General features: G+C 69.2%; 25 protein-coding genes. 14 read left to right on the top strand and 11 right to left on the bottom strand.

The genetic code is table 11. From position 1 onward, the window contains the following. Positions 1–147: 147 nt before the first annotated feature. From JHY01_RS15925 to JHY01_RS15945, 5 genes are all read left to right on the top strand, one after another. Complete coding sequence (locus JHY01_RS15925; RefSeq protein WP_205326647.1) at positions 148–993, top strand: hypothetical protein; 846 nt, start codon at positions 148–150, stop codon at positions 991–993. Between the two features lie 1,339 nt (positions 994–2,332). Further along, complete coding sequence (locus tag JHY01_RS15930; RefSeq protein ID WP_205326648.1) at positions 2,333–2,770, top strand: hypothetical protein; 438 nt, start codon at positions 2,333–2,335, stop codon at positions 2,768–2,770. A gap of 33 nt (positions 2,771–2,803) precedes the next feature. After that, positions 2,804–3,394, top strand: a complete 591-nt coding sequence (locus JHY01_RS15935; RefSeq protein ID WP_205326649.1) for a DUF1707 domain-containing protein — start codon at positions 2,804–2,806, stop codon at positions 3,392–3,394. Between the two features lie 323 nt (positions 3,395–3,717). Further along, positions 3,718–6,669, top strand: a complete 2,952-nt coding sequence (locus JHY01_RS15940) for a S8 family serine peptidase (RefSeq protein WP_205326650.1) — start codon at positions 3,718–3,720, stop codon at positions 6,667–6,669. 306 nt (positions 6,670–6,975) lie between these two features. After that, positions 6,976–8,046, top strand: a complete 1,071-nt coding sequence (locus JHY01_RS15945; protein ID WP_205326651.1) for an arabinan endo-1,5-alpha-L-arabinosidase — start codon at positions 6,976–6,978, stop codon at positions 8,044–8,046. Between the two features lie 182 nt (positions 8,047–8,228). Here JHY01_RS15945 and JHY01_RS15950 read toward each other — a convergent pair whose 3' ends face one another. The 4 genes from JHY01_RS15950 to JHY01_RS15965 all read right to left on the bottom strand — a co-directional run bounded on the left by JHY01_RS15950 (position 8,229) and on the right by JHY01_RS15965 (position 11,834). Beyond that, positions 8,229–8,570 (bottom strand): hypothetical protein, encoded by a 342-nt coding sequence (locus JHY01_RS15950; RefSeq protein WP_205326652.1) that lies wholly within the window; start codon positions 8,568–8,570, stop codon positions 8,229–8,231. A 135-nt stretch (positions 8,571–8,705) separates the two neighbouring features. Next, positions 8,706–10,490: a hypothetical protein gene (locus tag JHY01_RS15955; RefSeq protein WP_205326653.1), complete on the bottom strand. Its 1,785-nt coding sequence runs from the start codon at positions 10,488–10,490 to the stop codon at positions 8,706–8,708. A gap of 5 nt (positions 10,491–10,495) precedes the next feature. Continuing rightward, positions 10,496–10,813 (bottom strand): hypothetical protein, encoded by a 318-nt coding sequence (locus tag JHY01_RS15960; protein ID WP_205326654.1) that lies wholly within the window; start codon positions 10,811–10,813, stop codon positions 10,496–10,498. Positions 10,814–11,111: 298 nt separating this feature from the next. Further along, complete coding sequence (locus JHY01_RS15965; RefSeq protein ID WP_205326655.1) at positions 11,112–11,834, bottom strand: response regulator transcription factor; 723 nt, start codon at positions 11,832–11,834, stop codon at positions 11,112–11,114. A 459-nt stretch (positions 11,835–12,293) separates the two neighbouring features. Here JHY01_RS15965 and JHY01_RS15970 point away from each other — a divergent pair, with 459 nt between their 5' ends. The 4 genes from JHY01_RS15970 to JHY01_RS15985 all read left to right on the top strand — a co-directional run bounded on the left by JHY01_RS15970 (position 12,294) and on the right by JHY01_RS15985 (position 15,865). After that, entirely contained in the window at positions 12,294–13,367 is a 1,074-nt protein-coding gene (locus JHY01_RS15970) for a hypothetical protein (RefSeq protein ID WP_205326656.1), read from the top strand. 67 nt (positions 13,368–13,434) lie between these two features. After that, positions 13,435–14,157: a DUF2993 domain-containing protein gene (locus JHY01_RS15975; RefSeq protein ID WP_205326657.1), complete on the top strand. Its 723-nt coding sequence runs from the start codon at positions 13,435–13,437 to the stop codon at positions 14,155–14,157. 513 nt (positions 14,158–14,670) lie between these two features. Then, positions 14,671–15,522: a sulfurtransferase gene (locus JHY01_RS15980; RefSeq protein WP_205326658.1), complete on the top strand. Its 852-nt coding sequence runs from the start codon at positions 14,671–14,673 to the stop codon at positions 15,520–15,522. Between the two features lie 31 nt (positions 15,523–15,553). Then, complete coding sequence (locus JHY01_RS15985) at positions 15,554–15,865, top strand: DUF1416 domain-containing protein (protein WP_205326659.1); 312 nt, start codon at positions 15,554–15,556, stop codon at positions 15,863–15,865. Between the two features lie 153 nt (positions 15,866–16,018). On the opposite strand, the gene JHY01_RS15990 is transcribed toward JHY01_RS15985, so the two are convergent. Beyond that, positions 16,019–16,546: a hypothetical protein gene (locus tag JHY01_RS15990; RefSeq protein ID WP_205326660.1), complete on the bottom strand. Its 528-nt coding sequence runs from the start codon at positions 16,544–16,546 to the stop codon at positions 16,019–16,021. Between the two features lie 109 nt (positions 16,547–16,655). Beyond that, positions 16,656–17,195, bottom strand: coding sequence for a hypothetical protein (locus tag JHY01_RS15995; RefSeq protein WP_205326661.1), 540 nt, complete (start codon positions 17,193–17,195; stop codon positions 16,656–16,658). A 133-nt stretch (positions 17,196–17,328) separates the two neighbouring features. On the opposite strand from JHY01_RS15995, the gene JHY01_RS16000 reads away from it, so the two are divergent. After that, positions 17,329–18,066 carry an AfsR/SARP family transcriptional regulator gene (locus JHY01_RS16000; protein ID WP_205326662.1) on the top strand — a complete coding sequence of 246 codons (738 nt, stop codon included), beginning with the start codon at positions 17,329–17,331 and terminating at the stop codon, positions 18,064–18,066. A gap of 61 nt (positions 18,067–18,127) precedes the next feature. Here JHY01_RS16000 and JHY01_RS16005 read toward each other — a convergent pair whose 3' ends face one another. Both JHY01_RS16005 and sigJ read right to left on the bottom strand, forming a co-directional pair. Next, positions 18,128–18,568 carry a carboxymuconolactone decarboxylase family protein gene (locus JHY01_RS16005; protein WP_374199539.1) on the bottom strand — a complete coding sequence of 147 codons (441 nt, stop codon included), beginning with the start codon at positions 18,566–18,568 and terminating at the stop codon, positions 18,128–18,130. 69 nt (positions 18,569–18,637) lie between these two features. Beyond that, positions 18,638–19,594 carry an RNA polymerase sigma factor SigJ gene (sigJ, locus tag JHY01_RS16010; protein WP_205326664.1) on the bottom strand — a complete coding sequence of 319 codons (957 nt, stop codon included), beginning with the start codon at positions 19,592–19,594 and terminating at the stop codon, positions 18,638–18,640. A 91-nt stretch (positions 19,595–19,685) separates the two neighbouring features. Here sigJ and JHY01_RS16015 point away from each other — a divergent pair, with 91 nt between their 5' ends. Further along, positions 19,686–20,333, top strand: coding sequence for a hypothetical protein (locus JHY01_RS16015; RefSeq protein ID WP_205326665.1), 648 nt, complete (start codon positions 19,686–19,688; stop codon positions 20,331–20,333). A gap of 245 nt (positions 20,334–20,578) precedes the next feature. Here JHY01_RS16015 and JHY01_RS16020 read toward each other — a convergent pair whose 3' ends face one another. Then, the gene (locus JHY01_RS16020; RefSeq protein WP_240192871.1) at positions 20,579–21,664 is read right to left on the bottom strand and encodes an NADH-quinone oxidoreductase subunit D; all 1,086 of its coding nucleotides are present in this window, start codon (positions 21,662–21,664) and stop codon (positions 20,579–20,581) included. Positions 21,665–21,848: 184 nt separating this feature from the next. Between JHY01_RS16020 and JHY01_RS16025 the strand changes: the two genes are divergently transcribed. Together JHY01_RS16025 and JHY01_RS27795 are read left to right on the top strand one after the other, a co-directional pair. Further along, positions 21,849–22,289, top strand: coding sequence for a DUF1707 domain-containing protein (locus JHY01_RS16025; protein ID WP_205326667.1), 441 nt, complete (start codon positions 21,849–21,851; stop codon positions 22,287–22,289). Positions 22,290–22,317: 28 nt separating this feature from the next. Then, complete coding sequence (locus JHY01_RS27795; RefSeq protein WP_205326668.1) at positions 22,318–22,854, top strand: SUKH-4 family immunity protein; 537 nt, start codon at positions 22,318–22,320, stop codon at positions 22,852–22,854. A 127-nt stretch (positions 22,855–22,981) separates the two neighbouring features. Here the strand turns inward: JHY01_RS27795 and JHY01_RS16035 are convergent, their stop codons facing one another. Both JHY01_RS16035 and JHY01_RS16040 read right to left on the bottom strand, forming a co-directional pair. Then, positions 22,982–23,305, bottom strand: coding sequence for a hypothetical protein (locus JHY01_RS16035; protein ID WP_205326669.1), 324 nt, complete (start codon positions 23,303–23,305; stop codon positions 22,982–22,984). Continuing rightward, positions 23,298–23,501, bottom strand: coding sequence for a hypothetical protein (locus JHY01_RS16040; protein ID WP_205326670.1), 204 nt, complete (start codon positions 23,499–23,501; stop codon positions 23,298–23,300). The genes JHY01_RS16035 and JHY01_RS16040 overlap by 8 nt, the downstream gene beginning before the upstream one ends. Positions 23,502–23,563: 62 nt before the next feature. Here JHY01_RS16040 and JHY01_RS26765 point away from each other — a divergent pair, with 62 nt between their 5' ends. After that, a complete protein-coding gene (locus JHY01_RS26765) occupies positions 23,564–24,280 on the top strand; it encodes a Scr1 family TA system antitoxin-like transcriptional regulator (protein ID WP_307814474.1) in 717 nt (238 codons plus the stop codon). The last annotated feature ends 75 nt before the right edge of the window (positions 24,281–24,355 follow it).

The following is a 24,355-nucleotide window of genomic DNA, read 5'->3' on the forward strand; positions in this document are numbered from 1 at the left end:
GGCCCCCCGCGCCCGTTGCCTGTGGGACAACACCCCCGAACGTCGCCCACAGGCCACCGACCAGCGGAGTCGCACTCCCCGCCCGAGTTATCCACAGGCGCAGAAGTATTTGTTGACGCTCCGGAGCGAGTCGGCGACAGTTGGTACATGACGCAGATACCGATGTACCGCACAGCAACCACCACGATGAACCGGCCGCTCGACATGACGCCGGGCGCTGCGGGCGACGTCCCCGGCGACCTCCTCATGCGCTTCGAGGCCGCCTTCGAGGCCGACTTCAGCCTGGTGGCCACGGGCCGCACCGCGGCCTGGATCCACGGCTTCGACGTCCTGCCGCCGGGAGTCGACCAGCGCGATTGGCCGGTCGAGAGTTCGCCCGATCCGCCGCTGGCGGACATCACGGTGGTCGACGGTCTGCCGGTGACCCGGCTGGCCCGCACCTTGGTCGATTGCGCGGCCGATCTGCCGCGGCTGGAGGCCGTGGCCGCCGCGGATCAGATCCTGCGGCGCGGCATCGACGCGGGGAGTCTGTCGGCCGCGCTCGAACCGGTGCACGGTGAGCGGCTCAGGCGCGCGAACGCGACGCTGCTGGCGGCCGATCCGCGGTCGGAGTCGCCGATGGAGTCCTGGACCCGCTGCCTCGTCGCTGACGCGGGCCTCCCGGCGCCGGTGCCGCAGCTGCGGGTGCGCACGCCGAACGGGCGCTCCAGGTTCCTCGACCTCGGTTGGGAGGCCTGGCAGGTCGGGGTCGAGTACGACGGTCTGGGCACGGGTCTCGGCCTGCCCGCCGACCGGCGGCGGCACCAGGCGCTGCGGAACCTCGGCTGGGAGATCCTGGTCCTCACCGCCTCCGATGTGATGGAGCATCCGCGCCCCTGGCTGGTCCGGCTCCGTGAAATGCTCCTCGAGCGCGGCTGGGACCCGGACCCGAATCAACTGCGCGACGTCAACGAGCGCATCGAGGCGGTGAACACGGCAGTGGGCCGAAGCTGACCGCACGACCGGTGGGAGGGAAGACGCCTTCCGCCCACCGGTCCAGCAAGCCCAGCCTCACCGGGCCGGCCGGCGACGCGGGCGCAACCAGCGGTCCGCATCGGCCCGGCCAGGCTGGCGCTCGTGTACATGGTCGTGGTCCTCATGCGCCTGCCGCCTCCTTCCCGCTGCTCGACTTGCCTCCCTCACCGGCCCCACTCACCCTGCTCACCGTGCTACGGCTTCTGCTTCCGGCCCTTCGGCTTCCGCCTGCACACACCGTCCCGCGAGGGCGGATGCCGGCGCTCGCCGTCCCTACCGGAATGGTGCGACCGCCCGGCAGCTCCCCGAGCGGATCGCCCGGTGAGTGGTGCGGCCTCCCGGTCCTTGCGGTTCGTGGCTGTTGCCTGGGGTCCGCCCTGGAATGCTGGGGTCCTTACGGGGGCATGCCGGCGCCTGGGCGGAGGTGGTGCTCGCCATGGACGTGCTTGCGGTGTCGCCGTACCGAGTCCTCTATTCGCTCGGTGTGGCCTCACCGCTGACGCTGGCGGGTCGTGCTCGGTTCGCGTATGCCGTCGTGTACGGCATCGCCTGCTGGTTGGGGTGATCCCAACTAGGATCGTCCACCCAGTCACGGCCCATCGGGGGCGCGGACAGCTGCGGGCGATGGCACGGGGGTGAGATCGGACGCCTCCAAGAAGGAGGAGCACCCTGGCTTGCGGGGTCGTCGCCTCGGAATAAGTCGGTTTGTCGGATCGGCCAGAGGCTTGTCGTAGTCTGCTTGCACCTACCCCGACACCTGTACAAATTCCCTGTCCCTGTACGTACCTCAATTGTCCCTCATGCAGCCCCCGACTGTCATCACCCACAGGTGGAGAACCTCCTCACGTTCCCCCACCAAACCGATTGGGCCGCAACCGAACCGCGCCTTCGCACCCCGCGCCCGGGAGTGTCACCCGCCCACCCCGCGCCCCGCGCCCCGCGCCCCGGAGTGTCACCGCCACAACAATGCCCGCCGCAACGGCCCAGCCTCCGCGGCCCTCAGTCCGGGCACGAGCCCCGACCGCCCACACCGTCCTCCGTCGCTGCCCGGTTTGAGCGCAACCCACTCCACACCGGAAGCCGCCCGGACAAAACCCAGGGGAAGCCTCGTCCGCCGCGCGAACGGCACGGTGCAGCCGGACGGGGGGGGAGGCTCCGAAGCGAATCGAAGGCGTCTTCATCTCCGTCGGGCCGGGCGGCTCGGCCCGGATCGAGGCGTCCCTCCCCACCGGTCCCACGAATTGCAGTCGCGAACCGGCTTCGGGGCGGCGCCGGGCTAGGATCGGTGCGAGCATCGTTCGATTCGGCAGGAGCGGCAGTGGCGGAAGGGTCCTTCACCGGGTTCGCGCGCCCCGCCGTACCCACCCCGCAGGAGATCCGCGATTGGGCGCTCGACCCCTACTCGACCGCGCCCGAAGGCCGCCAGTGGGACCTCACCCTCGCCACCGACGAGCTCGTCGACACCTGGCTCGAGCTCGCCGCCGACCCGACCTGCCCGAAGCGCTCCTTCGCGCTCCATGTGCTCTACATCTACGCCGGCGACGCCGTGCGCACCAACTTCCGGGTCCACACGCGTAAACGCGTCGACCGCCTCCTCGAGAAGGCGGCCGCTTCGCGCGACCAGTACGTTGAACTCTGGGCCGCCAACACCAAGGCGCTCATCCGCCAGCCGGACCTGTTCGACTACCACGAATGGTGCAACGGCGGGCTGGTGCGCGGGCCCCGGCGGCTGGGCCCCGGTCCTACGAGAAAGTAAGCGCCCGATGACGATGAGACCTGCGAGCCACCGATGACGCACGACCCGAACATGCGCGTCTCCAATGCCGAGCGCGAGGCGATCATCGCCAAGCTTCACTCCGCCACGGAGGAGGGCCGTCTCGATCTGGACGAGTTCGCCGACCGCTCCCGCCAGGCGTATGAGGCCCGCACCTACGGCGAGATCGAGCGCCTCCTCGCCGACCTCCCCGACACCGGCGGCACCCTCGCCGTCCCCGCCGCCAAGCAGCCGCTCCCCCAGGGCCCCGCCGAACTGCGGCTCAAGCCCACCGGATCCTCCGTGGTCCGCGACGGCGACTGGGTCGTCCCGCCGAAGATCATCGTGAACGCCACCGGCTCCTCGGTGAAGCTCGACTGCCGCCACGCGGTGATCCGCACCGACACGGTCGACCTCGATGTGAAGCTCCTCGGCTCCTCGCTCACCGTCGTCCTGCCCGAAGGCGCGTACGCCGTGGACGACAACACCGAAGTCTTCGGCAGTTCCATGCGAAACCGCGCCACCTACAAGGGAGGCACGGCAATCCGCTTCTCAGTCGCGGGCAAGGCGACGGGCAGTTCCGTGACGCTCCGCCATGAACGCCGATTCCTCTGGTGGCGCTGGTGATCGAGGGTTCCGCCGACCACGGAGTTCATTGAATATTCCGTTGCCGGAACGGTAGAGATCACGGGCTCATAACAGTCATGCCGGATTCCGGCATTCTCCTCATATGAGGGTTTACAGCGAACCAACCTCGCAATAGGCTCGCTTTCGTGCGCCGCGGCGCGGCACGGTTCGCTGTCCGCGCCGGAGCACTCACCCACGGCGCACGTCCCCCCTTGAGAGGAGCTCATCGCATGGGATCTCCGTCCCTCCATAGGCAAGGGAGCGCATCGAAGCGCGCCCGGGCCAGAACCAGAGCCGTACTGGCGGCAGCGGCCGTTCCCCTAGTGGCCGTAGCGCTCACCACCGCCGCCGCACCGGTCTCGGCCGAGCCCCCCACGCTCCCTGAGGTCACACCCGAATACCTCAAAGAGGCTGCGGCGCTGCCGATCGACTACCAGGACGGCAACTACATCGTCCAACTCGCCTCCGACCCCATCGCCACCCACGAGGCCACCGCGCCCGCCGAGGGCGAGACGATCGACTTCGAGGCCGCCGCCGTCGAGGAGTACCGCGAGACCCTCGCCGAGGAGCGCGAGTCGGTCATCGCCGAGTACGACGTGGACGCGATCGCCGAGTACGACACCGTCCTCAACGGCTTCGCCGCGAACCTGACCGCCGCCGAAGCCGAGGAACTGGCCGCCAGCGACGACGTCGCCGCGGTCATCCCCGAGACGATCTACCAGCCGACCGGCGCCGTCGACACCACGAAGTTCCTCGGCCTCTCCGGGGGCAAGGGCTCCTGGAAAGAGGAGTTCGGCGGCCCGAAGGACGCCGGTGAAGGCGTCATCGTCGGTGTCCTCGACACCGGCGTCTGGCCCGAGAACCCGGCCCTCGCCCCGCTCCCCGAGCCGCGCCCCGACCAGGCGGTCATCGACGCGAAGTGGAACGGCGAGTGCGTCACCGGCGTCGACGAGGACCCGGCCAACAACGTCGAGTGCAACAACAAGCTCATCGGCGCCCGCTACTTCGACACCTGGGGCTACGCCGAGGACGGCTTCGCCTCGCCCCGCGACCAGGACGGCCACGGCACCCACACCGCCACCACCGCCGCGGGCAACTACAAGACCAAGGTCGTGATCGACGGCGAGAAGATCGGCACGGTCTCGGGCATGGCCCCGGCCGCCCGCGTCGCCGCCTACAAGGTCTGCTGGGAAGGCTGCCCCGGCGCCGACCTGGTCGCCGGTATCGAAGCGGCCGTGAACGACGGCGTCGACGTCATCAACTTCTCGATCGGCTCGACCGGCACTCCGCAGTTCGTCGACTCGGTGTCGATCGCGTTCTTCAACGCGGCCGCCGCCGGCGTCTTCGTGGCCGCCAGCGCCGGCAACGACGGCCCGACCTCTACTGTGGACCACCAGGAGCCGTGGGTGACCACGGTCGGCGCGTCCACGCACGACCGGACGTTCCGCACCGAGGTCGAGTTCGGCCGCGAGGAGATCGACGCGGCCGCGCTCGTCGGCGAGGCGAAGTGGTACGTGAAGAACGCGGTCGACGCGGCGTACGACGGGACCAACCCGGAGGCCGCCGCGCGTTGCGACGCGGGCACCCTGGACCCGGCGAAGACCGAGGACTTCGCGATCATCTGCGTGCGCGGGAACCTGTTCACCGACAACGCGAACCAGGTGGCCGCCGCGGGCGGCGTCGCGCTGATCGTGCGCGACCAGTCCGACCGCGGGCCGGCCAGTGTGGTCACCTCGCAGGCGGTCCCCGTGGTGCACGTGAGCTACGAGGACGGTCTGGCGCTCTCGGAGTGGGTCGACTCGAAGTCGAACCCGCGCATCGAGGTCGAGACCTCGGAGCTGGACTACGTGAACGCGCCGGGCATGGCGGCGTTCTCGTCGAACGGTCCGGCGCTGGCGGCGGAGCAGAACCTGCTGAAGCCGGACATCACGGCTCCGGGCGTGGAGGTCCTGGCGGGCATCACGCCGTTCAATCACGGGGGCAACGATTTCGCGAACGCGCAGGGTACGTCGATGTCGAGCCCGCACATCGCGGGTCTGGCGGCGCTGCTGAAGTCGGCGAACCCGGATTGGTCGCCGATGGCGGTCAAGTCGGCGATCATGACGACGGCGTACCAGACGGACCAGAACGGCGACCCGATCCAGCGCGGTGGCGCGGATGCGACGCCGTTCGACTACGGCGCCGGGCATGTCGACGCTCGGGGGATGTTCGACCCGGGTCTGGTGTACGAGTCGAACCCGACCGAGTGGATTCAGTACATCTGCGGGACGCCTGAGGCGTCGAAGGTGCAGTCGTACTGCGATTCGCTGGGTGCGATCGATCCGTCGCAGCTGAACTACCCGTCGATCACGGTGGCGGAGCTGACCGGTTCGTACCAGGTGACGCGCACGGTGACGAACGTGTCGGAGAAGAAGGGCACGTACAAGGCCAAGATCACGGCTCCGGCGGGCTTCGAGGTGTCTTCGGACGTCACGAAGTTCACGTTGAAGCCGGGCGAGTCGGCGACGTACACGCTCACGATCACGCGCACGGACGCGGCGTTCGGCGAGTGGTCGTTCGGCGATGTCACGTGGGTGGAGAAGAAGGGCACCAGGACGGTGCACGAGGTGCGTTCGCCGATCGTGGTGAAGCCGGTGCAGTTGGCGGCTTCCGATGAGGTGTCGTACACGGGCGCTTCGGGTTCGGCGACGCTGACGGGCACGGCGGGCTTCGAGGGGACGCTGGGCGCTTCGGTGTCGGGTCTGGTCGCCTCCGAGGTGAAGACAGCGACGCTGACGAACCCGGATTCGTCCTCGTTCCCGGCTGACGCGCCGGTGGAGAACTCGCACGCGGTGTCGTACGAGTTCACGACGCCGGAGGATGCGGCGCTGGTGCGTTTCTCGACGTTCGACGAGGACCACCCGGCCGGCACCGACCTGGACCTGTTCGTGTACATGAAGGACGCTGAAGGCGCGCTGACCCTGGTGGGCAGTTCGGCTTCGGGCGGTACGAACGAGACGGTGTCGCTGCCTGGCGGCTACACGTTCGTGGTGTTCGTGGACGAGTGGGCCGGGCCTTCGCCGCTGGAGGCGAAGCTGCACGCGTGGGTCGTTCCGTCTGCCGACGAGGGCAACCTCGCGGTGGATCCGGCCGAGCAGTCGGTCGCGATGGGCGACGAGTACTCGGTGGGTCTGACGTGGTCGGGTCTGGCCGAGGGGCAGCGGTTCCTCGGTTCGGTGGACTACGCGGCGGACGGTTCGAAGATCGATGCGACGATCGTCGGTATCACGACCTGATCGCTTTGAGCCGCAAGGTTTGATGTAGCAGGAGCGCCCGTCGTGGCGACCGGGGCCGCCAGGCCCGCGGTCCGCCGCGGCGGGCGCTGTCGTTGCGGGGCAGCGGGTGCGGTCGTCAACGGCCGTCCACAGCCGCGGCTCATCCGAGGGGGCCGAGGTCCGGGGTCGAGCGTTTCGTGTTGGCCCGAAAGGAGATCGCGGTGATCGCCGCCTGGCCGGGTCGCTCTCGAACGGTTGACCCGATCGAGTGTTCTCGTTAACATCTACCTGTCTCAATTCATCGATTCACGGACAAGGCGGTCTTCTATGCAACGGAAGCGCACCACCCTCATAGCCGCGACCGGCGCGATCGGCCTCGCCGCCACCGCGCTCGCGATCATCGCGCCGACCGCGCTCGCCGGGCCCGGAAACGGCAACGGCAACGGCAACGCCCACGGCCATGACCGGCAGCACTGCGACGTCGAGACGCCCGGCACGCTCGGCGGCGACCTGGGGGCGCACGACCCGGGCCTGTTCGCGCCCTGCACCGAGGGCGACCCCTGGTACGTCTTCGCCACCGGCTACGGCCCCCTCGGCGACGGCAACGTCACCATCCGCTCCTCCACCGACGACGGCGCCACCTGGAACTACGTGGACACCGTGTGGGACGCGAAGCCCCAGTGGCTCAAGGACGCCGTCCCCGGCGTCGACAACATCTGGGCGCCCGAGATCTACTTCGACGAAGCGCAGGACCGGTACTACCTGTACTACTCGGCCTCGACCTTCGGCAAGCAGCGCTCGGTCATCGGCCTCGCCACCAACGCCACCCTCGACCCGGCCGACGACGACTACGAGTGGGTCGACGAGGGCCAGGTCTGGGAGTCCAACCCCGGCGACCCGTACAACGCGATCGACCCGACCGTCCTCGAGGCCGAAGGCAGGCACTACATGGCCTACGGCTCCTGGTGGCAGGGCATCTACATGCTCGAACTCGACTGGCCCTCAGGCAAGGTGAAGGAGGGTTCGACCCCGGCCCACATCAGCGGCCGCGGCGGCGCCGGCATCGAGGCGCCCGTGCTCACCGAGCACGACGGCTACTACTACCTCTTCACCTCATGGGACGTCTGCTGCGCGGGCGCCGACTCGACCTACAACATCCGCGTCGGCCGCTCGACCTCGCCGACCGGCCCGTTCGTCGACGCGAACGGGACCGCCCTCACCGAAGGCGGCGGCACTCTCGTCCTCGGCGCCCACGGCGACTACGTGGCCACCGGCGGACAGTCGATCTCGAACGGACTCATGGCGTACCACTCGTACCACGAGGACGGGCACTTCGACCTCGGCGTCGAGAAGATCGAATGGAACGCGGACGGCTGGCCGGTCCTGGACGGAGTCTAGGACCGGAGGCACGGTTCGGACGGCGTCCAGGACCAGCAAAGCGGCTGGACGGCAAGCTGACGCGCTGACCGCACCTCGGGCCGCCCGGATCGGGCCGAGGCCGACGCGCACGCACCACTGAAGCACCGGTGGGCCCGCCTTGCGGCGGGCCCACCGGTCGTTCACACCGCCGAGGGGCCGCTTCAGCGCCGCCGGGTGTCGCGCTTGAACCGGTGCGCCTTGCCGAGCGTCGCGGCACCAGCGATGAGCAGGGCCGACAGGACCGGGGCCGTGAACTTCGGGTCGATCGGGGCGTCCACGGCCGACAGGATGATCGCGAGCAGGATCGGAACGACCAGCAGCCCGGTGCCGCCGAGGACCATCTGCCGGTGCTGGGCCTCCTCTGCCGCGGTCAGACCTGACGGGCCGACCGGGTCGGGCGCATGCTGGCTCGTATTCGGTCGCGGCCCTTGGGAGTCCGGCTGTGGGACACCGGGTTGCGCGGCGCCGGGTCCTGGCCGGAGGGAATCGGGCTGGTACGACATCGCTGGTGCTCCATTCGCGTCGGGGTTCGTTCAGCACACACTCGCCACTCCCGTCACGGCTCGGTCATGAGTCCGTCCCCGAACCGGCACGGGCCGCGACCCCGAAGGATCGCGGCCCGCCGCTTCGCCACGCGCTCAGGCGTAAGGGTCGTCGTCGATGGCGCGGATGCCCCAGATCTCCTCGTCCTCTTCCAGCCAGTCGCGGAGCTCGCCCTCCGCCTGCTGGTCGCCGCCCATGCCGCGTCCGGCACCGCCGCCCATGCCGCCCATCATCCCGCCCATGCCGCGGCCCCCGCCCGCGCCGGCACCGGAGCCGCCACCGCTCTCCATCGTGGAGGACGCCGGGCCGACCGGGAACGAGCCGCCGCTGCCGAGCGTCGCACCGCCGCTGGCGAGGCCACCGCTCACTTCGCCCGGAGGCACCAGGCCGCCACCGCCGCCGCCGCTGCCTCCCGCGTCCGGCGAAGGCGGCTCGCCGCCCGGTTGGAAACCGCCCGAGCCCGCGTCGAGACCCCCGTACGAGTCCCCGAGCATGTCGGAGGCCTCCCGGAAATTCGACGGGTTCGACGGCTTCGCCTCGGGCGTGAACGTCCCCGCCGACTCCTCGGCGTTCTCCCACCGGTTGATGACGTCCTCGTTCGCGATCCGCGACCGCGACTCGTAATCCTCCATGCCGTCGACCACGTCGTCGCTGATCGCGTTGTTCGCGTCGGCCTGCGCCCACGTCCGCGCCTGGTCCTCCGTGACCGGCGGGTCCTCGTTCTTGAACTTGTTCATGTAGTACTCGGTTTGCGCCTCGACGAAGTTCCTGGTCTCGCGCAGGTAGTCGCTGTCGAAACCGCCGAGCTCCAGCAGGGAGCCGAGGAGCCCGCCCGAGTGCCCGCACCCGTCCGTGACATCGCAGGACCCGCTGCGGAACGGCGGCCGCACATGCACGAACGGGTCGGTGTACATCACCTCAAGGTCCGAGATCCAGTACAGCGGAGCGGGATACGGCAGCTCGCCTGAGGAGCCGCCCTGGAGACCGTAGAACTCGTCGGCCTTCTGCTCGAGCAGGCCGACGGCACCGGAGGTGAGGTCGCCGATGTCGTCGCAGACCGACGCGCAGTTCGACATCACCACCTCGACCTGCTCGGCGAACGCGTCGAAGTCGTCGCCCTGCCAGTGCTCGGAGAGCGTCCGCAGGCCCGCCTTGAGGATCGGGGCGATGCCGGAGGTCGGGTCGGTGTCGAAGCCGTCCTTGAACGTCTGCCACCGCGAACTGATCTCCCTGATCGCGTAGTTGTCCGCGTTGGCCGGACGCACCTGGGTGACGAGCGACTGGATGGCGTCCTGGCTCGGCGCGGCCGTGCCGGCGGTGACGACGGTGAGGTTGGTGACCTGCCCGGCCTGCGGGATCGCGGAGACCAGTTTGATCCAGGCGGCCTCGGCGGGGTTCTCGCGGTTCTCGCAGGTCCCGTGCGGGCAGGGCGCACCGGAGAGGAACAGGGCCTCGGCGTCGCGGCGCTGGTACTCGACGACGGTGGAGTCGTCGGGTGCGGCGCCGCCGTCCCATTCCTCGCGTTCGTAGTGGGGCCTGCCGTGCAGGTCGTCCTCTGCTTCCTCGTGCTCGTCGTCTTCGTCGTCGGAGTCGTCGTCCTGGTCGGAGTCGTCGTCTTCGTCGTCGGAGTCGTCGTCCTGGTCCGGGTCGTCCTCCGAGTCCCCGTCGTTCTGGTCCTCGTCGTCCTCGGCGTCGGAGTCCTGCCCGTCGTCGTCCTCGTCGGGATCGGCCGGGGTGTCGGAGGGTTCGTCGTCCGGTGCTTCGGCGGCGTCCTCGTCGGGGTCGGGCCGGAGGGCGCGGTCGGGGTCGAGTTCGTCGTCGTAGTTGGGGCTCTCGCCGAGGTCGGGGTCCTGCGCCTGGTGCTGCTGCGTGTCGGACATGGCGGTCAGCTCCCGCCCCGGGACAGCTGGACGGCGGAGGTCTCGTCGTTCTCGACCGCGCGTTCGGCGACGCCGTCGAGGGTGGCGATGATGCCGTTCAGGTCTGCCCGCAGGTCCTGGAGGTTCGTCCAGGTCTGGCGGTGGAACTCGCGATAGGCCTCGCGCGCGGTCAACGCGCTGTCGAGGAGCCCGAACCCGGGTTCGACGCCCAGGTCGTTGCCGTTGCGCAGCTGATCGATGAGGGTTTCCAGGTAGTCCAAGCGGCCCTGGGCGATCTCGCGGAACACCGCGAGGGCTTCGGGGTCGACGGAGCGATCGGACACGGGGTCACACTCCAAGAGGGAAGGTTAAGTCCAAAGCGAACTCAATTCTAACCACCGAGTGCAATAGCTTGGGTACTCAGAGTTGCGTCATTTGTCCCGATAGGACCGATCTCGGGACTCATCATGAATGGTAAGCCTTCCTTATTCGATCGCATTTTCTTGATCGAATAGCGAGGAAGTCCATTCACTGTTACACCAGCTGGCGCAGAAGAAACTCTGCCAACTTAGGACACCAAAAAAGAGCGGGCCCGCATCGCGGACCCGCTCATAAGTTCACTCGCCAGTGGGAAGACCCGTATCAGGCGTCGACCCGCACCGGGGCCGGTTCCGACTCGCGCAGGTTTTCCGGCGGCGGGGCCACGAACTTGTAGCCGACCTGCCGCACGGTGCCGATCATCGACTCGTACTCGCTGCCGAGCTTCGCGCGCAGACGCCGCACGTGGACGTCGACCGTGCGGGTGCCGCCGAAGTAGTCGTAGCCCCACACCTCCCGCAGCAGCTGCTCGCGGGTGAAGACGCGGCCGGGGTGCTGGGCGAGGAAGCGCAGCAGCTCGAACTCCTTGTACGTGAGGTCGAGCGGCGTGCCCTTGAGTTTGGCGGCGTACGTGTCGGGGTCGACCGTGAGGTCCCCGGCTCGGATCACGGCCGGGCCGGCGGCCGTGGCCGCGTTCGGCTTGCCCGTGGCCAGGCGCAGCCGCGCCTCGACCTCGGCAGGGCCGGAGGAGGCGAGCAGGAAGTCGTCCACGCCCCAGTCGGCCTGCAGCGCGGCCAGGCCCGCTTCGGTGACGATGGCGTAGAGCGGCACGGTCAGACCGGTGGCCTGCAGGACGCGGCAGGTGGCGCGGGCGTCCGCGAGATCCGACCTGGCGTCGACCATCACCGCATCGGGGCTCGGGCCGCTCAGCAGCGCCCGTACGTCCCGGCCGGCGTAGCGCGCGCGGTGGGGCAGCAGTTCCAGCGAGGGCAGGATCGACTCAGGGGACTCCGGAACAGGGTTGGAAGTGAGGATAAGGATTTCCACAGCAGTCCTCCGCTGGTTGGTGAGCACACGCGACTATCGCTCTTCCCGGCTTCGACGGCGGGCGGGCTTACTTGCGGTAGGTGGAGTCCTGGACAAGTGTAAACGGTCACCACTCAAAAGACCAGCGTCACCACGGTGAAACCTCACCATGCGGGACGGCCCGGCGCTAGGACTCCGACAAGCCGCGTTCACCGTCGCGACACGGCCCGGTCACGACCCCGACCTGCGCCGTTGACCCGCAGCCCGATCCGATGCCTTCGCCCGCCGGACCGCCGACGCGACCGGATGCGGCCGCCCGACGAAGTCCACATGCCGGGACGACACGGCCGGTCACGACGATCCGGCACCGCCCCCGCCCTACCGGACCCGGCGGCACACGGCGTACCGCGCGACCGTCCGCAAGGGTGACTCACGGCGAAGGTCGCGAGCCCTGATTTCCTGCTGCCGTAGGCTGTGGACGTGTCGTACAACCGACCCGACGAGACCTGGGGCTACGAGCCGCCCGAGGCGCCCGGCGCCACCGAGGGCCCCGCCTGGGGCGACGCCTACGCCGGCGCCGCCGACGAGCGCGGCCCCGAAACGCACCCCGGACCGGACGCCCCGCCCAGTCGCACCGAGCGCCGCCGCGCGGCCGCCCGCTCCGGCGATACCGGCGCGCACGCCACCGGCGCCTACCGGACCACCGGCGCCGACGGCAACGAGGACCACACCCTCCCGCCGCCCAGCCCCGCGCTCCTGCACCGCCTCCCCGCCATCGCGGTCACCATCGTCATCACCGCCGGGCTCATCCTCGGCGCCCAGATGGAACGCCCCGTCTACGCCGCCGGCATCGCCGTCCTCCAACTCGCCACCGTGGGCCTCGTGACCTGGGTGCGCAAGATCGACGGCGCCTGGGTCCCCCTCGCCGTCGCCTCGGCACTGGCCATCGCCGCCGACACGGCCGCCGCCGCGTGGTCGCCCGTGTCGCTCGTGCCGATCACCGTGCTCCTCTCGCTCGGCTTCGGCGTCGCCGTCGCCGCGCAACTCGTGCGCCGCACCCACGTCGGCGTCACCGAGAACCTCGGATTCACGATGCTGCTGGGCGTCGCCGTCTGCGGCTACGCCTGCTACATCGCGCTCTCCCGGCTCGGCTCCGCCCCGCCCGCCATGTACTCGGCCGTCGTCGCCGCCGGGACCGCGATCCTCGCCGCGCGGGCCGTCGACCTCGTCATGCCCGACCCGCGCATCAACCGGCAGGTCACGCGCGGCGCGTTCGGGATCGTCATCGGCACCATGTGCGGCACCGCCTCCGCCGCGTACGCCGGACTCGTCATCGAAGGCCCCGATGCCTCGAACGCCGCGATCGGCGGGCTCCTCATCGCGCTCACCGCCGTCCTCGCGGACCTCGCCTGCGGGTACATGTCGGCCTCCCGCCGCATCGACGGAGCGGGCACGGCACCGAATCCGGTGGTCAGCGCCGCCGGGCCGCTCCTCGCGTTCGCCGTCACCGGCCCCGTCGTGTACCTGTTGTCCGCCTATTACATGATCGACTGACACGTACCGTCCGTCGACCGTCCTCCGGCGAACCCGCCGACCCACTGCTGCACAGGAGTCCCCCCAGGTGAAGATCCTCCGCCGCCTCCTCATCACCCTCGTCATCCTCGTCGCGGTCGTCGCCCTCGGCGACCGGGTCGCGAACGCGCTGGTCGAACGCCGCATCGCGGACGAGGTGGCGGCCACCGCCGCCGACCACGGCGCCTACTCCGACCAGGAACCGGACGTGAAGGTCCACGGCTGGCCGTTCCTCACCCAGGCATGGACCGGCGACTTCGAGCAGATCGACATCACGCTCAAGGACGTCGGCTCGAACGGGCTCACGTTCCCGACGCTGGAACTCGTGGCGCACGACGTCGACGCCGACTGGCGCGAACTCACCGACGGCGGCGACGCCGTCGCCGCCACCCTCGACGTCAGCGGCTCCGTCTCCGTCGACTCGATCGAGGCGATCATGGCCGAGCAGACCGGATACGACCTCCAGATCAACGAGGACGGCACGGCCTCGCTGATCGGCTCCCAGGAGTTCATGGGCGTCGAGGTCGAACTCGAGGCCACCGGTCAGTTCGCGTTCGGCGAGAACGCGCTCACGTTCACGCCCGACGCGGTCGAATCCCTCACCGAGGGACTGCCCCCGCAGGTCCAGCCGATGGTCGACGGGGCCGCCGCCGAGTTCGACACGGTCGTGGCGCTGCCCGAACTGCCCTACGGGATCCAGCTGACCGAACTCGCCTTCGACGGGGACCTCGTGACCGTCTCCGGCACCGCACAGGACGTCGTCCTCACCTGATCCGCCTGCGCTCACGGGTCCCGTCCGCCGACCGCGCGGACGGGCACCCGGCGCCACCGCGAAGTAGCTCAGGGTCTGCATCACAGTCCGCATCGCGAGAACGGGTATGGATTCGGCCCGGGAAGTCTGCTAGCGTTCCAGCCATGCGCAAGCCGATGCTCACCAAGCGGCGCGCGATCGACTACTGCATGATCGCGACCACGCTCTGTCGAATGCCCTAGGCGACTCGCCCGGCCCCCAGAGGCCCGACGGCGGTCGCCGCATTGCGGCCCAGCGTGCGCGAACTTCAGAGCAAGGCTTGCGACTCACTCAAACCCAACTCCCGCTTGCGAACAGCGGAACCTCTCGGGTGTGACGTCACATCGGCTTGAATCCCGGACCATCCGTCCAGGACGAACCCTGCTCAGCTGCGAATCGCAGCGTTCCGCCCCCGCTTCGCGAACAGCCTGGGCACGCTCTCGAACTCGGAAACTCGAAACTCAAGTCTCATTTACGTTCAGGAGAGAACAAGCCATGGCTCGTGAAGACGTGCTGGTCACCGCCGATTGGGCGGAAGAGAACCTCGACACCCCCGGAGTCGTGTTCGTCGAAGTCGACGAAGACGCCTCCGCCTACGACTACGGCCACATCAAAGGCGCGGTGAAGATCGACTGGAAGGACGACCTCCAGGACCCGATCCGCCGCGACTTCGTCAACCAGGAGCAGTTCTCGCAGCTCCTGTCCCAGCGCGGGATCTCGAACGACGACACCGTCGTCCTCTACGGCGGCAACAACAACTGGTTCGCCGCCTACGCCTACTGGTACTTCAAGCTGTACGGCCACGAGGACGTCAAGCTCCTCGACGGCGGCCGCAAGAAGTGGGAGCTCGACGCCCGCGACGTGACCGCCGAGGTCGTCAAGCGCGAGCCCACCAACTACGTCGCCAAGCCCCTCAACTGGGACCTGCGCGCCAAGCGCGACGAGGTCGAGGCCGCCATCGGCGTCAAGAACCTCATCGACGTGCGCTCCCCCGACGAGTACGCCGGCCGCCTCCTGGCCCCGGCCCACCTCCCGCAGGAGCAGTCCCAGCGCGCCGGCCACATCCCGACCGCGCTCAGCGTGCCGTGGAGCAAGGCCGCCAACGAGGACGGGACCTTCAAGTCCGAGGCCGAACTGCGCGAGCTCTACGTCGGCGAAGCCGGCCTGGACGAGGGCAAGTCGACGATCGCCTACTGCCGCATCGGCGAGCGCTCCAGCCACACCTGGTTCGCGCTCCGCGAGCTCCTCGGCTACGAGGACGTGAAGAACTACGACGGCTCCTGGACCGAGTACGGCTCGCTGGTCGGCGTGCCGATCGCCCTCGGCGACGAGCCCGGCACCAAGTAACGCACCGGCGACGGTACTGAGAGGAACAACCATGTCTGACAGCTGCGCTGCACCCGACCAGGACGCGGCCCTGCCGGCGTCGGTCGACATCGAGAAGGAGACCGTGCTCACGGGCACCGTCGTGAACGACGAGGGCGAACTCGTGCAAGGCGCGTACGTGCGCCTGCTCGACGGCTCCGGCGAGTTCACGGCCGAGGTCGTCACCGGTGAGGGCGGGCAGTTCCGCTTCTTCGCCGCTCCCGGCAAGTGGACGCTCCGCGCGCTTTCGCGCTATGGCGACGCCACCGGCGAGGTCGAGGCCGACCGCGGTCTCAACGAGACCAAGCTCGCCGTGAGCCGCTAGTCGATCACGAACACCGAGACCGACCGGGGCGATTCAGCTCGTAACCCAGTCTGAAGGGCGGGGCCGCGAAAGCGGCCCCGCCTTTTTCCTTGCCGCCGAACGGCAACGGCCCCGGCCGCATTCGCGGCCGGGGCCGTTCGGCGCTCGGGTGTTCTAGCTGACCTGGTAGGAGCTGGCCCGGTTGGACCAACCGCCGGCGGCGGTGTTGAGGTTGGCGAGGTTGTCGATCCAGGTGGAGGAGGTCCCGGTGGCGTCGGCGCTGTCGAAGAGCTTGACGTCGCACGAGTTGTAGGTGCGCGCGGAACTGGCCTTGTTGACGAAACTCCCCATCCTGGTGACGGTGAACTCGATCGGCGAGTACGCGGCCGAGCAGGTGTAGGAGCCCGGCGCGCTCAGTGTGTGGGTGCCGCCCGCGGTCCCGTAGTTGGTGTCGTTGTACAGCCGCACCAGGACGCTGTCAGCCTGGATGCCGTGCGAGTTCGCGGCGAGGGCCGCCTCCGGGGAGTCGGCGCAGGTGAGCTCCTCGCTGACGATGTCGTAGACGCAGTGGTCGCCGGTGGTGTCGGCCTGCGCGGTGGCGGGTGCGAGTACCAGCGCGCCCGTTGCGAAGGCGAGGGCGAGCGCCGCGGCGGCCTTGGCGCGCCAGCGGAGCGGGGAGTCTTGCCATTTGCGATCAGCCATGCCGGAACCGTAGGCGCCGAAGCGGATACGGAAGCCGGTGCAGGTCGCATACACGGCGTATATGCGGCAGGGTCCGACCGCGCTCGCGGCCGGACCCTGCCGGTTCCGATCAGCTGACCTGGAAGGAGCCGGCCCGGTTGGCCCAGCCGCCGGCGGCGGTGTTGAGGTTGGCGAGGTTGTCGATCCAGGTGGACGACGTGCCGGTGGTGGTGGAGCCGTCGAAGAGCTTCACGTCGCACGAGTTGTAGGTGCGCGCGGAACTGGCGCGGTTGCTCCAGCCCGCGGCGGCGAGGTTGGTGACGTTGAATTCGACCGGCGTGTACGCGGCGCTGCACGTGTAGCCGCCGTCGACGGTCAGGGTGAAGGTGCCGCCCGCGGTCCCGTAGTTGGCGTCGTCGTACAGCCGCACCAGGGTGCTGGTCGCCTGGATGCCGACGGCGTCCGCCGTGAGGGCCGCTTCAGCGGTGTCAGAGCAGGTGAGTTCGTCGCGCGTCACGTTGTAGACGCAGTGGTCGCCGGTGGTGTCGGCCTGCGCGGAGCCGGGTGCCAGTGTCAGCGCGCCTGCGACGGCCGCGAACGAGGCCGCCGCGGCGAACCAGGCACGTTTGCGGTCGGAGGTGCCGAGGTGTTTCCAGTTGCGTTTGCCCATATCTGAACCGTATGCGGCACAGTGGATATGGAAGCAACTTCAGACCGCACACGAGGCGTATACGGTGGGGCGACACCTCGTCGCAAATGGTTGCAGACCGCTCGTCGGCCGAAGGAGACTCATGGAGTTCCGGATGCTCGGACCACTCGAAGTGCGCATTGACGGGGTTCCCGTGAACCTGGGCGGCAGTCGCCAGCAGTCCGTGCTCGCGGCACTGCTGGCCAACGCCGGTCGGCCGCTGCCGCGCCGCCGGCTCGGCAGCATGGTCTGGAACGATCCCCCGCCTTCGGCCGGGCCGAACCTCCGCACCTATCTGCGCCGCTTGCGTTCGGTGCTCACCGATCCCCTGTCCCTCGAGTCGCGGGTGATCGCCGACCGCCGCCAGGTCACGCTTCGGACCGAACCGGGAGAGCTCGACCTCGAGGTCTTCGACGGCTTGTGCCGCGACGCCGCTGGAGCGCGCGAGGAGGGCGACGCCAAGCAGGCGATCGGGTTGTACGACCGGGCGCTGCGGCTGTGGCGCGGCAGTCCGCTGGAGGGCGTCGACACTGACAATCCGTTGTACGCGACCGCGGTCGAGCTGACCGAGCGTCGCTACGCGGTCGAGTCGCGGCGGTGGGGGATGCTCGTGGAGATCGGTGACTTCGGTGCGGCCATCGGCGAACTGCGCGCCGCGGTGCTCGCGAACCCCTTCCGCGAACGACTCGCGGAACTGCTGATGCTCGCGCTGTACAAGGATCACCGACGCTGGGAGGCGCTGCAGATCTACGTGGAGACCCGCGACCTGATGATCGGTGAACTCGGTCTGGAACCGGGACCCGAGCTCCAGCGCACCCACCGCCGCATCCTGGAGGACGACCTGTCGCAGTAGCGGGCCCGTGCGGTGCGGGCGGTGGGCTCGCCGCCGTCGCGGCGGCCCACCGGTGCGCCTGCTACTGGTTCAGGGTTCGATTGCGGGCGGTCTTGGTGACCGGGTCGTAGAAGCCCGCCGGGGTGCGGAGGGCGACGTTGATGCGGTTCCAGGCGTTGATCTGCGCGCACATCGCCACCAGGGCCGCGATCTGCTCGTCGTCGTAGTGCTTGCGCACCAGCTGCCAGGTCTCGTCGCTGACGCCGTGCGGGTTGTCCGCGATGCGGGCCGACTCCTCGGCCAGCGCGAGTGCGGCGCGCTCGGGCTCGGTGAAGGCCGGGGCCTCGCGCCAGACCGTGACCAGGTTGAGGCGCTCGGGGTCCTCGCCGGCGTGGACGGCGTCCTTGTAGTGCATGTCGACGCAGTAGCCGCAACCGTTGATCTGGCTCACGCGCAGCTTGAGCAGTTCCATGGTGGCGTGCGGGACCGGGCCGGTGTGGAAGAGCTTCTCGTTGGCGAGCATGTTCTTGTAGTAGTGCTTGGCGAATTCGGTCTCGGTGAAGGCGAGTCGGGGTTCCATGGCGTTTCCTTCCTACTGTTCGGCCTGTGCGGTGCGCAGGCCGGCGAACTTCTGCGGGTTGCGGAGGTAGTCGACGGTGGTGATGCGGCCGTCTTCGATGCCGAGGGCGATGACGCCGTCGACGATGCCGCCGCCCACGGTGACGAGGGCGGGGCTGCCGTTGATGACGATCGGGCGGTGCTCGCGGTCGGTGTACTTGTGGGTGAGGCCGACCAGGAAGCGGGCGACCTTGTCCGCGCCGTGGATCGGGTTGCGGGCGGCCCGCACGAGGCCGCCGCCGTCGGAGGTGAGGACCGCTTCGGGGTCGAGGAGTTCGATCAGGCCGTCGAGGTCGCCGGAGCGGGTGGCCTGGGAGAAGGCGTCGACGACGGCGCGGTGCGACTGGGGGTCGACGTCGAAGCGGGGCTTGCGTTCCTCGACGTGTTCGCGGGCGCGGCTGGCGAGTTTGCGGCAGGCCGCGGCGCTGCGGCCCAGGGCGGAGGCGACCTCGTCGAAGGTGAGGCCGAAGACGTCGTGGAGGACGAACGCGGCGCGTTCGGCCGGACTGAGGGTCTCCAGGACCACGAGCATCGCCCAGGACATGGAGTCGGCGAGGCTCACGGAGTCGGCCGGGTCGGGGGCGGTCTCGACGGGTTCGGGGAGCCAGGGGCCGACGTAGGCCTCGCGGCGGGTGCGGGCCGCGCGGAGGACGTCGAGGGCGAGGCGGGAGGTGGTGGTGATGAGCCAGCCGGTGAGGTCCTCGATCTGCTCGGGTTCGGTGCCGTCGTTCGGCCGCTCGTGGGGCGTGAGTTGTCGCTGCAGGCGGATCCAGGCCTCTTGGAGGACGTCTTCGGCTTCGGCGACCGAGCCGAGGAGTCCGTAGGCGACGCCGAAGAGGCGCGGGCGGAGTTCCTCGAAGTGCGCGAGCGCGCGGCTCGCGGGAGGCGCCTCGGCGGGTGCCTCGGTGGTGTGCGCTTCCGGTCGGTTCATGCGAGGAGGACGGGACATGGTTCAGAAGTGTGACATCGCTGCGCAGATTGTGACCGTCATCTCGCGGAGTGCGTAGGGCAGACTTGTCGTCGTGTTCTCGAACGTCTCGGCGCTGTGGCGCCGTCGCCTGCGTGTCGCCGTCGTCGTGTGGGCGGTGCTGCTGGTCGCGGTCGCTTTCGGAGCATCGCGCGCGACCGTGCGCGAGCAGGTCGACTCGGCCGGCGCCCGGGAGCTGCTGGACGCGGCGATCGGTGAAGCGGCGGGCGTGTTCACCGGCGCCGCGGTGCTCGCGGTGGGGCCGCTGAGCTGGGAGGAGTGCGACGTGACCCCGGTGCGGGCGGGCCTGTCGCTCGAACGGACCCTGCAGGTCTCGGGTGCGACCGTGGCGAACGTCGAGGCGCTGTCGGAGCGGTTCGCGCTGCGGGCCTTGACGAGCGAGCCGGACGGGGCCTCATGGTCGGGCACGACCGGGGACTTCATCGGCGTGCGCGTCACCGCCCCGGCCGGCGACCCGCCGGGCGGGCGCTGGTCGGAGCCCGTCGAGGTGCAGGCGGTCACCGGATGCAGGCCGCTGGAGGCGCCGGTCGGGTCGTTCGCGCCCGCCCCTCCGGCCGAGGCCACCGCCGAGTGGACGTACGGGTCGGTCGGCTGCCCCGGCGGTGAGACGCTGTCGAGCTGGACCGAGCCGGTCGAAGCCCAGCCGCTGCGCGTCCACGAGACCACCGGCGGCTGCGCCTGATCGCCGCTCCCTCACCGCCGGTCGGGCACGCGATCGAGGGCGCCGGTCCACCACCGGGTACGTCGCCGTGACCGCCGAGGCGGACCGGCACGGCCGAGGGCGCCGTGTTGCCGTGAGCAGGCCGGTCTACACCGGACCGATCCCCAACGCCAGATCGCAGACCGTCGAGCAGCATCGCGTTCGTCCTCGGCACGATCTTCGCCGTCGGGATCGTCGACAACCTGTTCGCGGTCTGAGCCGCCCGCTCACTTGTCGATGTCGCCGACCACGAAGAACATCGAGCCGAGGATCGCGATCATGTCCGGGATGAGGCAGCCCGTCATGAGCGTCGCCAGCGCCTGCACGTTCGCGTAGGACGCGGTGCGCAGCTTCAGCCGCCACGGCGTCTTCTCGCCCCGGCTCACCAGGTAGTACCCGTTGGCGCCCAACGGGTTCTCGGTCCACACGTAGGTCTCGCCCACGGGCGGCTTGAAGATCTTCGGCTGCTTGACGTTCACCGGTCCACTGAGGAGCGATGCCTGCTCCAGGCACTGCCGTCCGAGGTCGATCGAGACCTGCACCTGGTCGAGCAGGCAGATGAACCGCGCATAGCAGTCGCCTTCGGTGCGCAGCACCACCGGCACGTCCAGCTGGTCGTACGCGAGGTACGGCTCGTCCCGGCGCAGGTCGAAATCGAGACCGCTCGCGCGCGCCACCGGACCGGTCACGCCGTACGCGGCGGCCGTGGCGGCGTCCAGCACCCCGACGCCCTTCGTGCGGGCCGCGAAGATCTCGTTGTGCCGCAGCAGCTTGTCGAGCCGGACCATGCCCGTCTCGACCTCGTCGAGCGCCCGGTGCGCCCGCCCCTCCCAACCCGAGGGGACGTCCGCCTTGAGCCCGCCCACGCAGTTGTACATGTAGTGGATGCGCCCGCCGCTGGCCTCCTCCATGACCTGCTGCAGCCGTTCGCGTTCGGTGAACGCGTAGAACATCGGGGTGATCGCCCCGATCTCCAGCGGATACGAGCCGAGGAACATGAGGTGGTTGAGCACCCGGTTCATCTCGGCCAGCGCCATGCGCAGCCACACCGCCCGTTCGGGCACCTCGATCCCGGCGAGGCGTTCGGCGGCGAGGGCCACGCCGAGCTCGGAGGAGAACGCGGAGAGCCAGTCATGCCGGTTGGCGAGCAGCATGATCTGGCGGAAGTCGCGCACCTCGTACAGCTTCTCGGCACCCCTGTGCATGTAGCCGATGATCGGCTCGCATTCGGTGACGCGTTCGCCGTCGACGCGCAGCCGCAGACGCAGCACCCCGTGCGTGGACGGGTGCTGCGGGCCGATGTTGAGCACCATGTCGGTGGGCTCGGTGCCCGCCCCGACACCGACGATCACTTGCTCCCGCTCGCTCACGGTCCCATCGTCGCAGCTTCGCGCCGTCCGGGGAAGGGTCCGCGGCGCGCGGCCCGCAGGTTTCTCTGGCGCCTGTTGCGGCGTGCTGGCATCCTTGAGGAGCATCCGACTATGGAGGTGTCTCGGAATGGACCGCGATCAGATGCGTGCGTCGGAGTCCGACCGGCAGGTGGTGATCGAGCGGCTGCGGCAGGCGGTCGAGGAGGGCCGCCTCGACGTGCCCGAGTTCCAGGAACGCATCGACGCCGCCATGCAGGCGAAGGTCTACTCCGAGCTCGACATCCTTCTCTCGGATCTGCAGCCGCTGCCGCCCCCGGGTTTCGCGGACGCCGAGATGGAACCGACCACGGTCATGCCCGCTTCGCTGTCGAAGGCGAACCAGCAGTTGCGCGACGGCGCGAACGAGGGCTCTCGCAAGTGGAAGATCACCGGTGTCGCGGTCGCGATCGCGGCGGTGCTGGCGCTGATCCTGTTCGCGATCTCTCCGCAGGTGTTCCTGTACTTCGCGATCGGCGTGCTCGTGATCCTGGTCCTGTTCGTGGTCGCGGCCGTGACCGGACTCTTCTGATCCCCCACTCCCCCTGTAAGGAAGCACTGTGACCGACAGCGACGCGTATCTGAAGGCCTGGGAGAGCGACAACGTCGTCCCGTATCCGCGCGACGCGTGGATCGGCGAGTTCAAGGCTCCCGCGACGACCTATCCCGCGGTCGACTTCCTGCCGCTCGACATGTCCGTGGTGTACACCGCCTACCTCGAGGACGCCCGGTTCGACCTGTACAGCCGGATCGACCTCGACATGGGCCGGGACGGGAAGCTCGCGCTGGCGGTGGTCGGCGCGGTCCCGGACGACAAGGACGACATGCTGTTCTGCCTCGACACCGGCAGCGGCCAGATCCTGCTGCTGGGGGTGAGCGACGGGACGCTGGAGTTGGTGAACTCGACGTTCAAGGCGCTCGCCGAGTTCCTGTACCACTTCGCGCTGTTCATCGACGCCGACACCGGCGCGGCGGGCCGCGCCAAGCGGGCCAAGGCGTTGCGCGCCGAGCTGACCGCGATCGACCCGGAGGCGTTCGCCGACCGCGAGTCCTGGTGGTCGATCGCCCTCATGCAGTTGGAGGGCACGAAGGGCTAGCGGCCGCTGTTCCCCCATCTGCGCCGATTCGGCCTTCGTCGAATTCCTCATGACGCAGCTGCAGCGCTGATCGGCGCCCGCCATGCCTCCACCGAAGGCGTGGAGGCGCTGACCCGACACCGCCCGCTCATCCTGAGCGGGGGAACTGGGCCTTGGCGTGCTTCAGGATCCAGGGACACCAGGGGTCGTTGTTCCAGGCGCCGCGCCAGGCCGGTTCGTCTTCTGGGTCGTCGGTGAACCGGCAGCACTCCCGGGCGCCGACGCCGTCCTCGACGTCGATGAGGTAGCGGTTCGGGCCGTTCGGGTAGCCCGACTGATCGGCCCCAAGGTCGTAGACGCTGAACAGGGCGGGGCCCCTGGTGAAGTCGCCGAGGAAGCCCTCGGCGGGCGACAGGCCGTCGGAGCGGAGCCTGCGCGGGCCGTCCTCTGCGGCGCCGGCGGTCCTAACCATTGCACCACTTCACCGTGGTCGGAGCGGATTCGATGGGCTGGCGCCCGCGATTGAAGACGCGCAGCGACGACTCCTCGACCCAGATCTTCCACGCGGGCTTGAAGGACCGCCAGAACGGACCCCAGGTCGTCTTGTAGTTGACCGAGTTCAGACCGGACACGACGAGCACGATGTCCTCATGCTCCCCCGTGATCACCTGGAACGAATCCGGCGCGTGGGCGCTCGAAGCGCGGACCGTGTAGTCCCGCAGATCTGTTCATCCCGGGAATCGCCCAGACCCGCGCTTACCATTTCCACCTCGTGGGGCGGTCCGGAGATTACACCGTCGAACAGCTCAATCGCAGCTGGGCGTTCAAGAAAGAACGCATCGAACCCCTGCTCGCTCGGACCGACAAGCCTCGCGTCACGCTCCTTACCAGCGAGACCGCACTCTTGAACTTGCGGTTCCTCGGCGAAGCTGACCGCCAGGCTCAACTCGACCGCCTGCAACAGCTCGATGCACTCCCCAACTGGGAGACCAGAATCGTCTCCGCACTCCACCCCGAGCGGGGTGGAGCATTCGAGATCTATCGTCCAGCCAAGTCCGCGTTCGGCGGACCGGCCTTCGCGTACACGGACGTGTGGGACACCAGTGGTGCATCGAGGACCCCGACCGAATCGGGCGATACGATGAGCTCTGGCAGATCCTCCTGGGGAAATCGATCAGGTTGCAGGAGTACCTCGATGACCGACGTGACGGCTTGGCGCAAGAGCACTCGTAGCGGTGGCGACAATGACTCCAGCTGTGTCGAACTTCGCCGGGCATGGCGGAAGAGCTCTCTCAGCGGCAGTGACAACAACTCCGACTGTGTCGAGCTTTCCAGCTGCGGTGACTCGGACGGATTCCATGTCAGGGACTCGAAACTCGGGGACTCGTCGCCCGTGTTCGACCTTGCCGCAACGGATCTCGTCAGCCTACTCCGCGCCGCGCGCTGAATGTGACGAAGCGCCCACTTCAGGTTTCATGACACGCCGGTACGAAGGTTGACACCAGAACGACGATCACTCACC

The organism is Glycomyces sp. YM15, assembly GCF_016918015.1.
Classification (GTDB): domain Bacteria; phylum Actinomycetota; class Actinomycetes; order Mycobacteriales; family Micromonosporaceae; genus Glycomyces.

What these genes read in the sequence shown, in the direction of transcription:
- JHY01_RS15925 (WP_205326647.1), top strand. Translation starts at nt 148, where the DNA reads ATGACGCAGATACCGATGTACCGCACAGCAACCACCACGATGAACCGG.
- JHY01_RS15935 (WP_205326649.1), top strand. Translation starts at nt 2,804, where the DNA reads ATGACGCACGACCCGAACATGCGCGTCTCCAATGCCGAGCGCGAGGCG.
- JHY01_RS15945 (WP_205326651.1), top strand. Translation starts at nt 6,976, where the DNA reads ATGCAACGGAAGCGCACCACCCTCATAGCCGCGACCGGCGCGATCGGC.
- JHY01_RS15950 (WP_205326652.1), bottom strand. Translation starts at nt 8,570, where the DNA reads ATGTCGTACCAGCCCGATTCCCTCCGGCCAGGACCCGGCGCCGCGCAA.
- JHY01_RS15955 (WP_205326653.1), bottom strand. Translation starts at nt 10,490, where the DNA reads ATGTCCGACACGCAGCAGCACCAGGCGCAGGACCCCGACCTCGGCGAG.
- JHY01_RS15980 (WP_205326658.1), top strand. Translation starts at nt 14,671, where the DNA reads ATGGCTCGTGAAGACGTGCTGGTCACCGCCGATTGGGCGGAAGAGAAC.
- JHY01_RS15985 (WP_205326659.1), top strand. Translation starts at nt 15,554, where the DNA reads ATGTCTGACAGCTGCGCTGCACCCGACCAGGACGCGGCCCTGCCGGCG.
- JHY01_RS15990 (WP_205326660.1), bottom strand. Translation starts at nt 16,546, where the DNA reads ATGGCTGATCGCAAATGGCAAGACTCCCCGCTCCGCTGGCGCGCCAAG.
- JHY01_RS15995 (WP_205326661.1), bottom strand. Translation starts at nt 17,195, where the DNA reads ATGGGCAAACGCAACTGGAAACACCTCGGCACCTCCGACCGCAAACGT.
- JHY01_RS16000 (WP_205326662.1), top strand. Translation starts at nt 17,329, where the DNA reads ATGCTCGGACCACTCGAAGTGCGCATTGACGGGGTTCCCGTGAACCTG.
- JHY01_RS16005 (WP_374199539.1), bottom strand. Translation starts at nt 18,568, where the DNA reads ATGCTCGCCAACGAGAAGCTCTTCCACACCGGCCCGGTCCCGCACGCC.
- sigJ (WP_205326664.1), bottom strand. Translation starts at nt 19,594, where the DNA reads ATGAACCGACCGGAAGCGCACACCACCGAGGCACCCGCCGAGGCGCCT.
- JHY01_RS16020 (WP_240192871.1), bottom strand. Translation starts at nt 21,664, where the DNA reads ATGGTGCTCAACATCGGCCCGCAGCACCCGTCCACGCACGGGGTGCTG.
- JHY01_RS16025 (WP_205326667.1), top strand. Translation starts at nt 21,849, where the DNA reads ATGGACCGCGATCAGATGCGTGCGTCGGAGTCCGACCGGCAGGTGGTG.
- JHY01_RS16035 (WP_205326669.1), bottom strand. Translation starts at nt 23,305, where the DNA reads ATGGTTAGGACCGCCGGCGCCGCAGAGGACGGCCCGCGCAGGCTCCGC.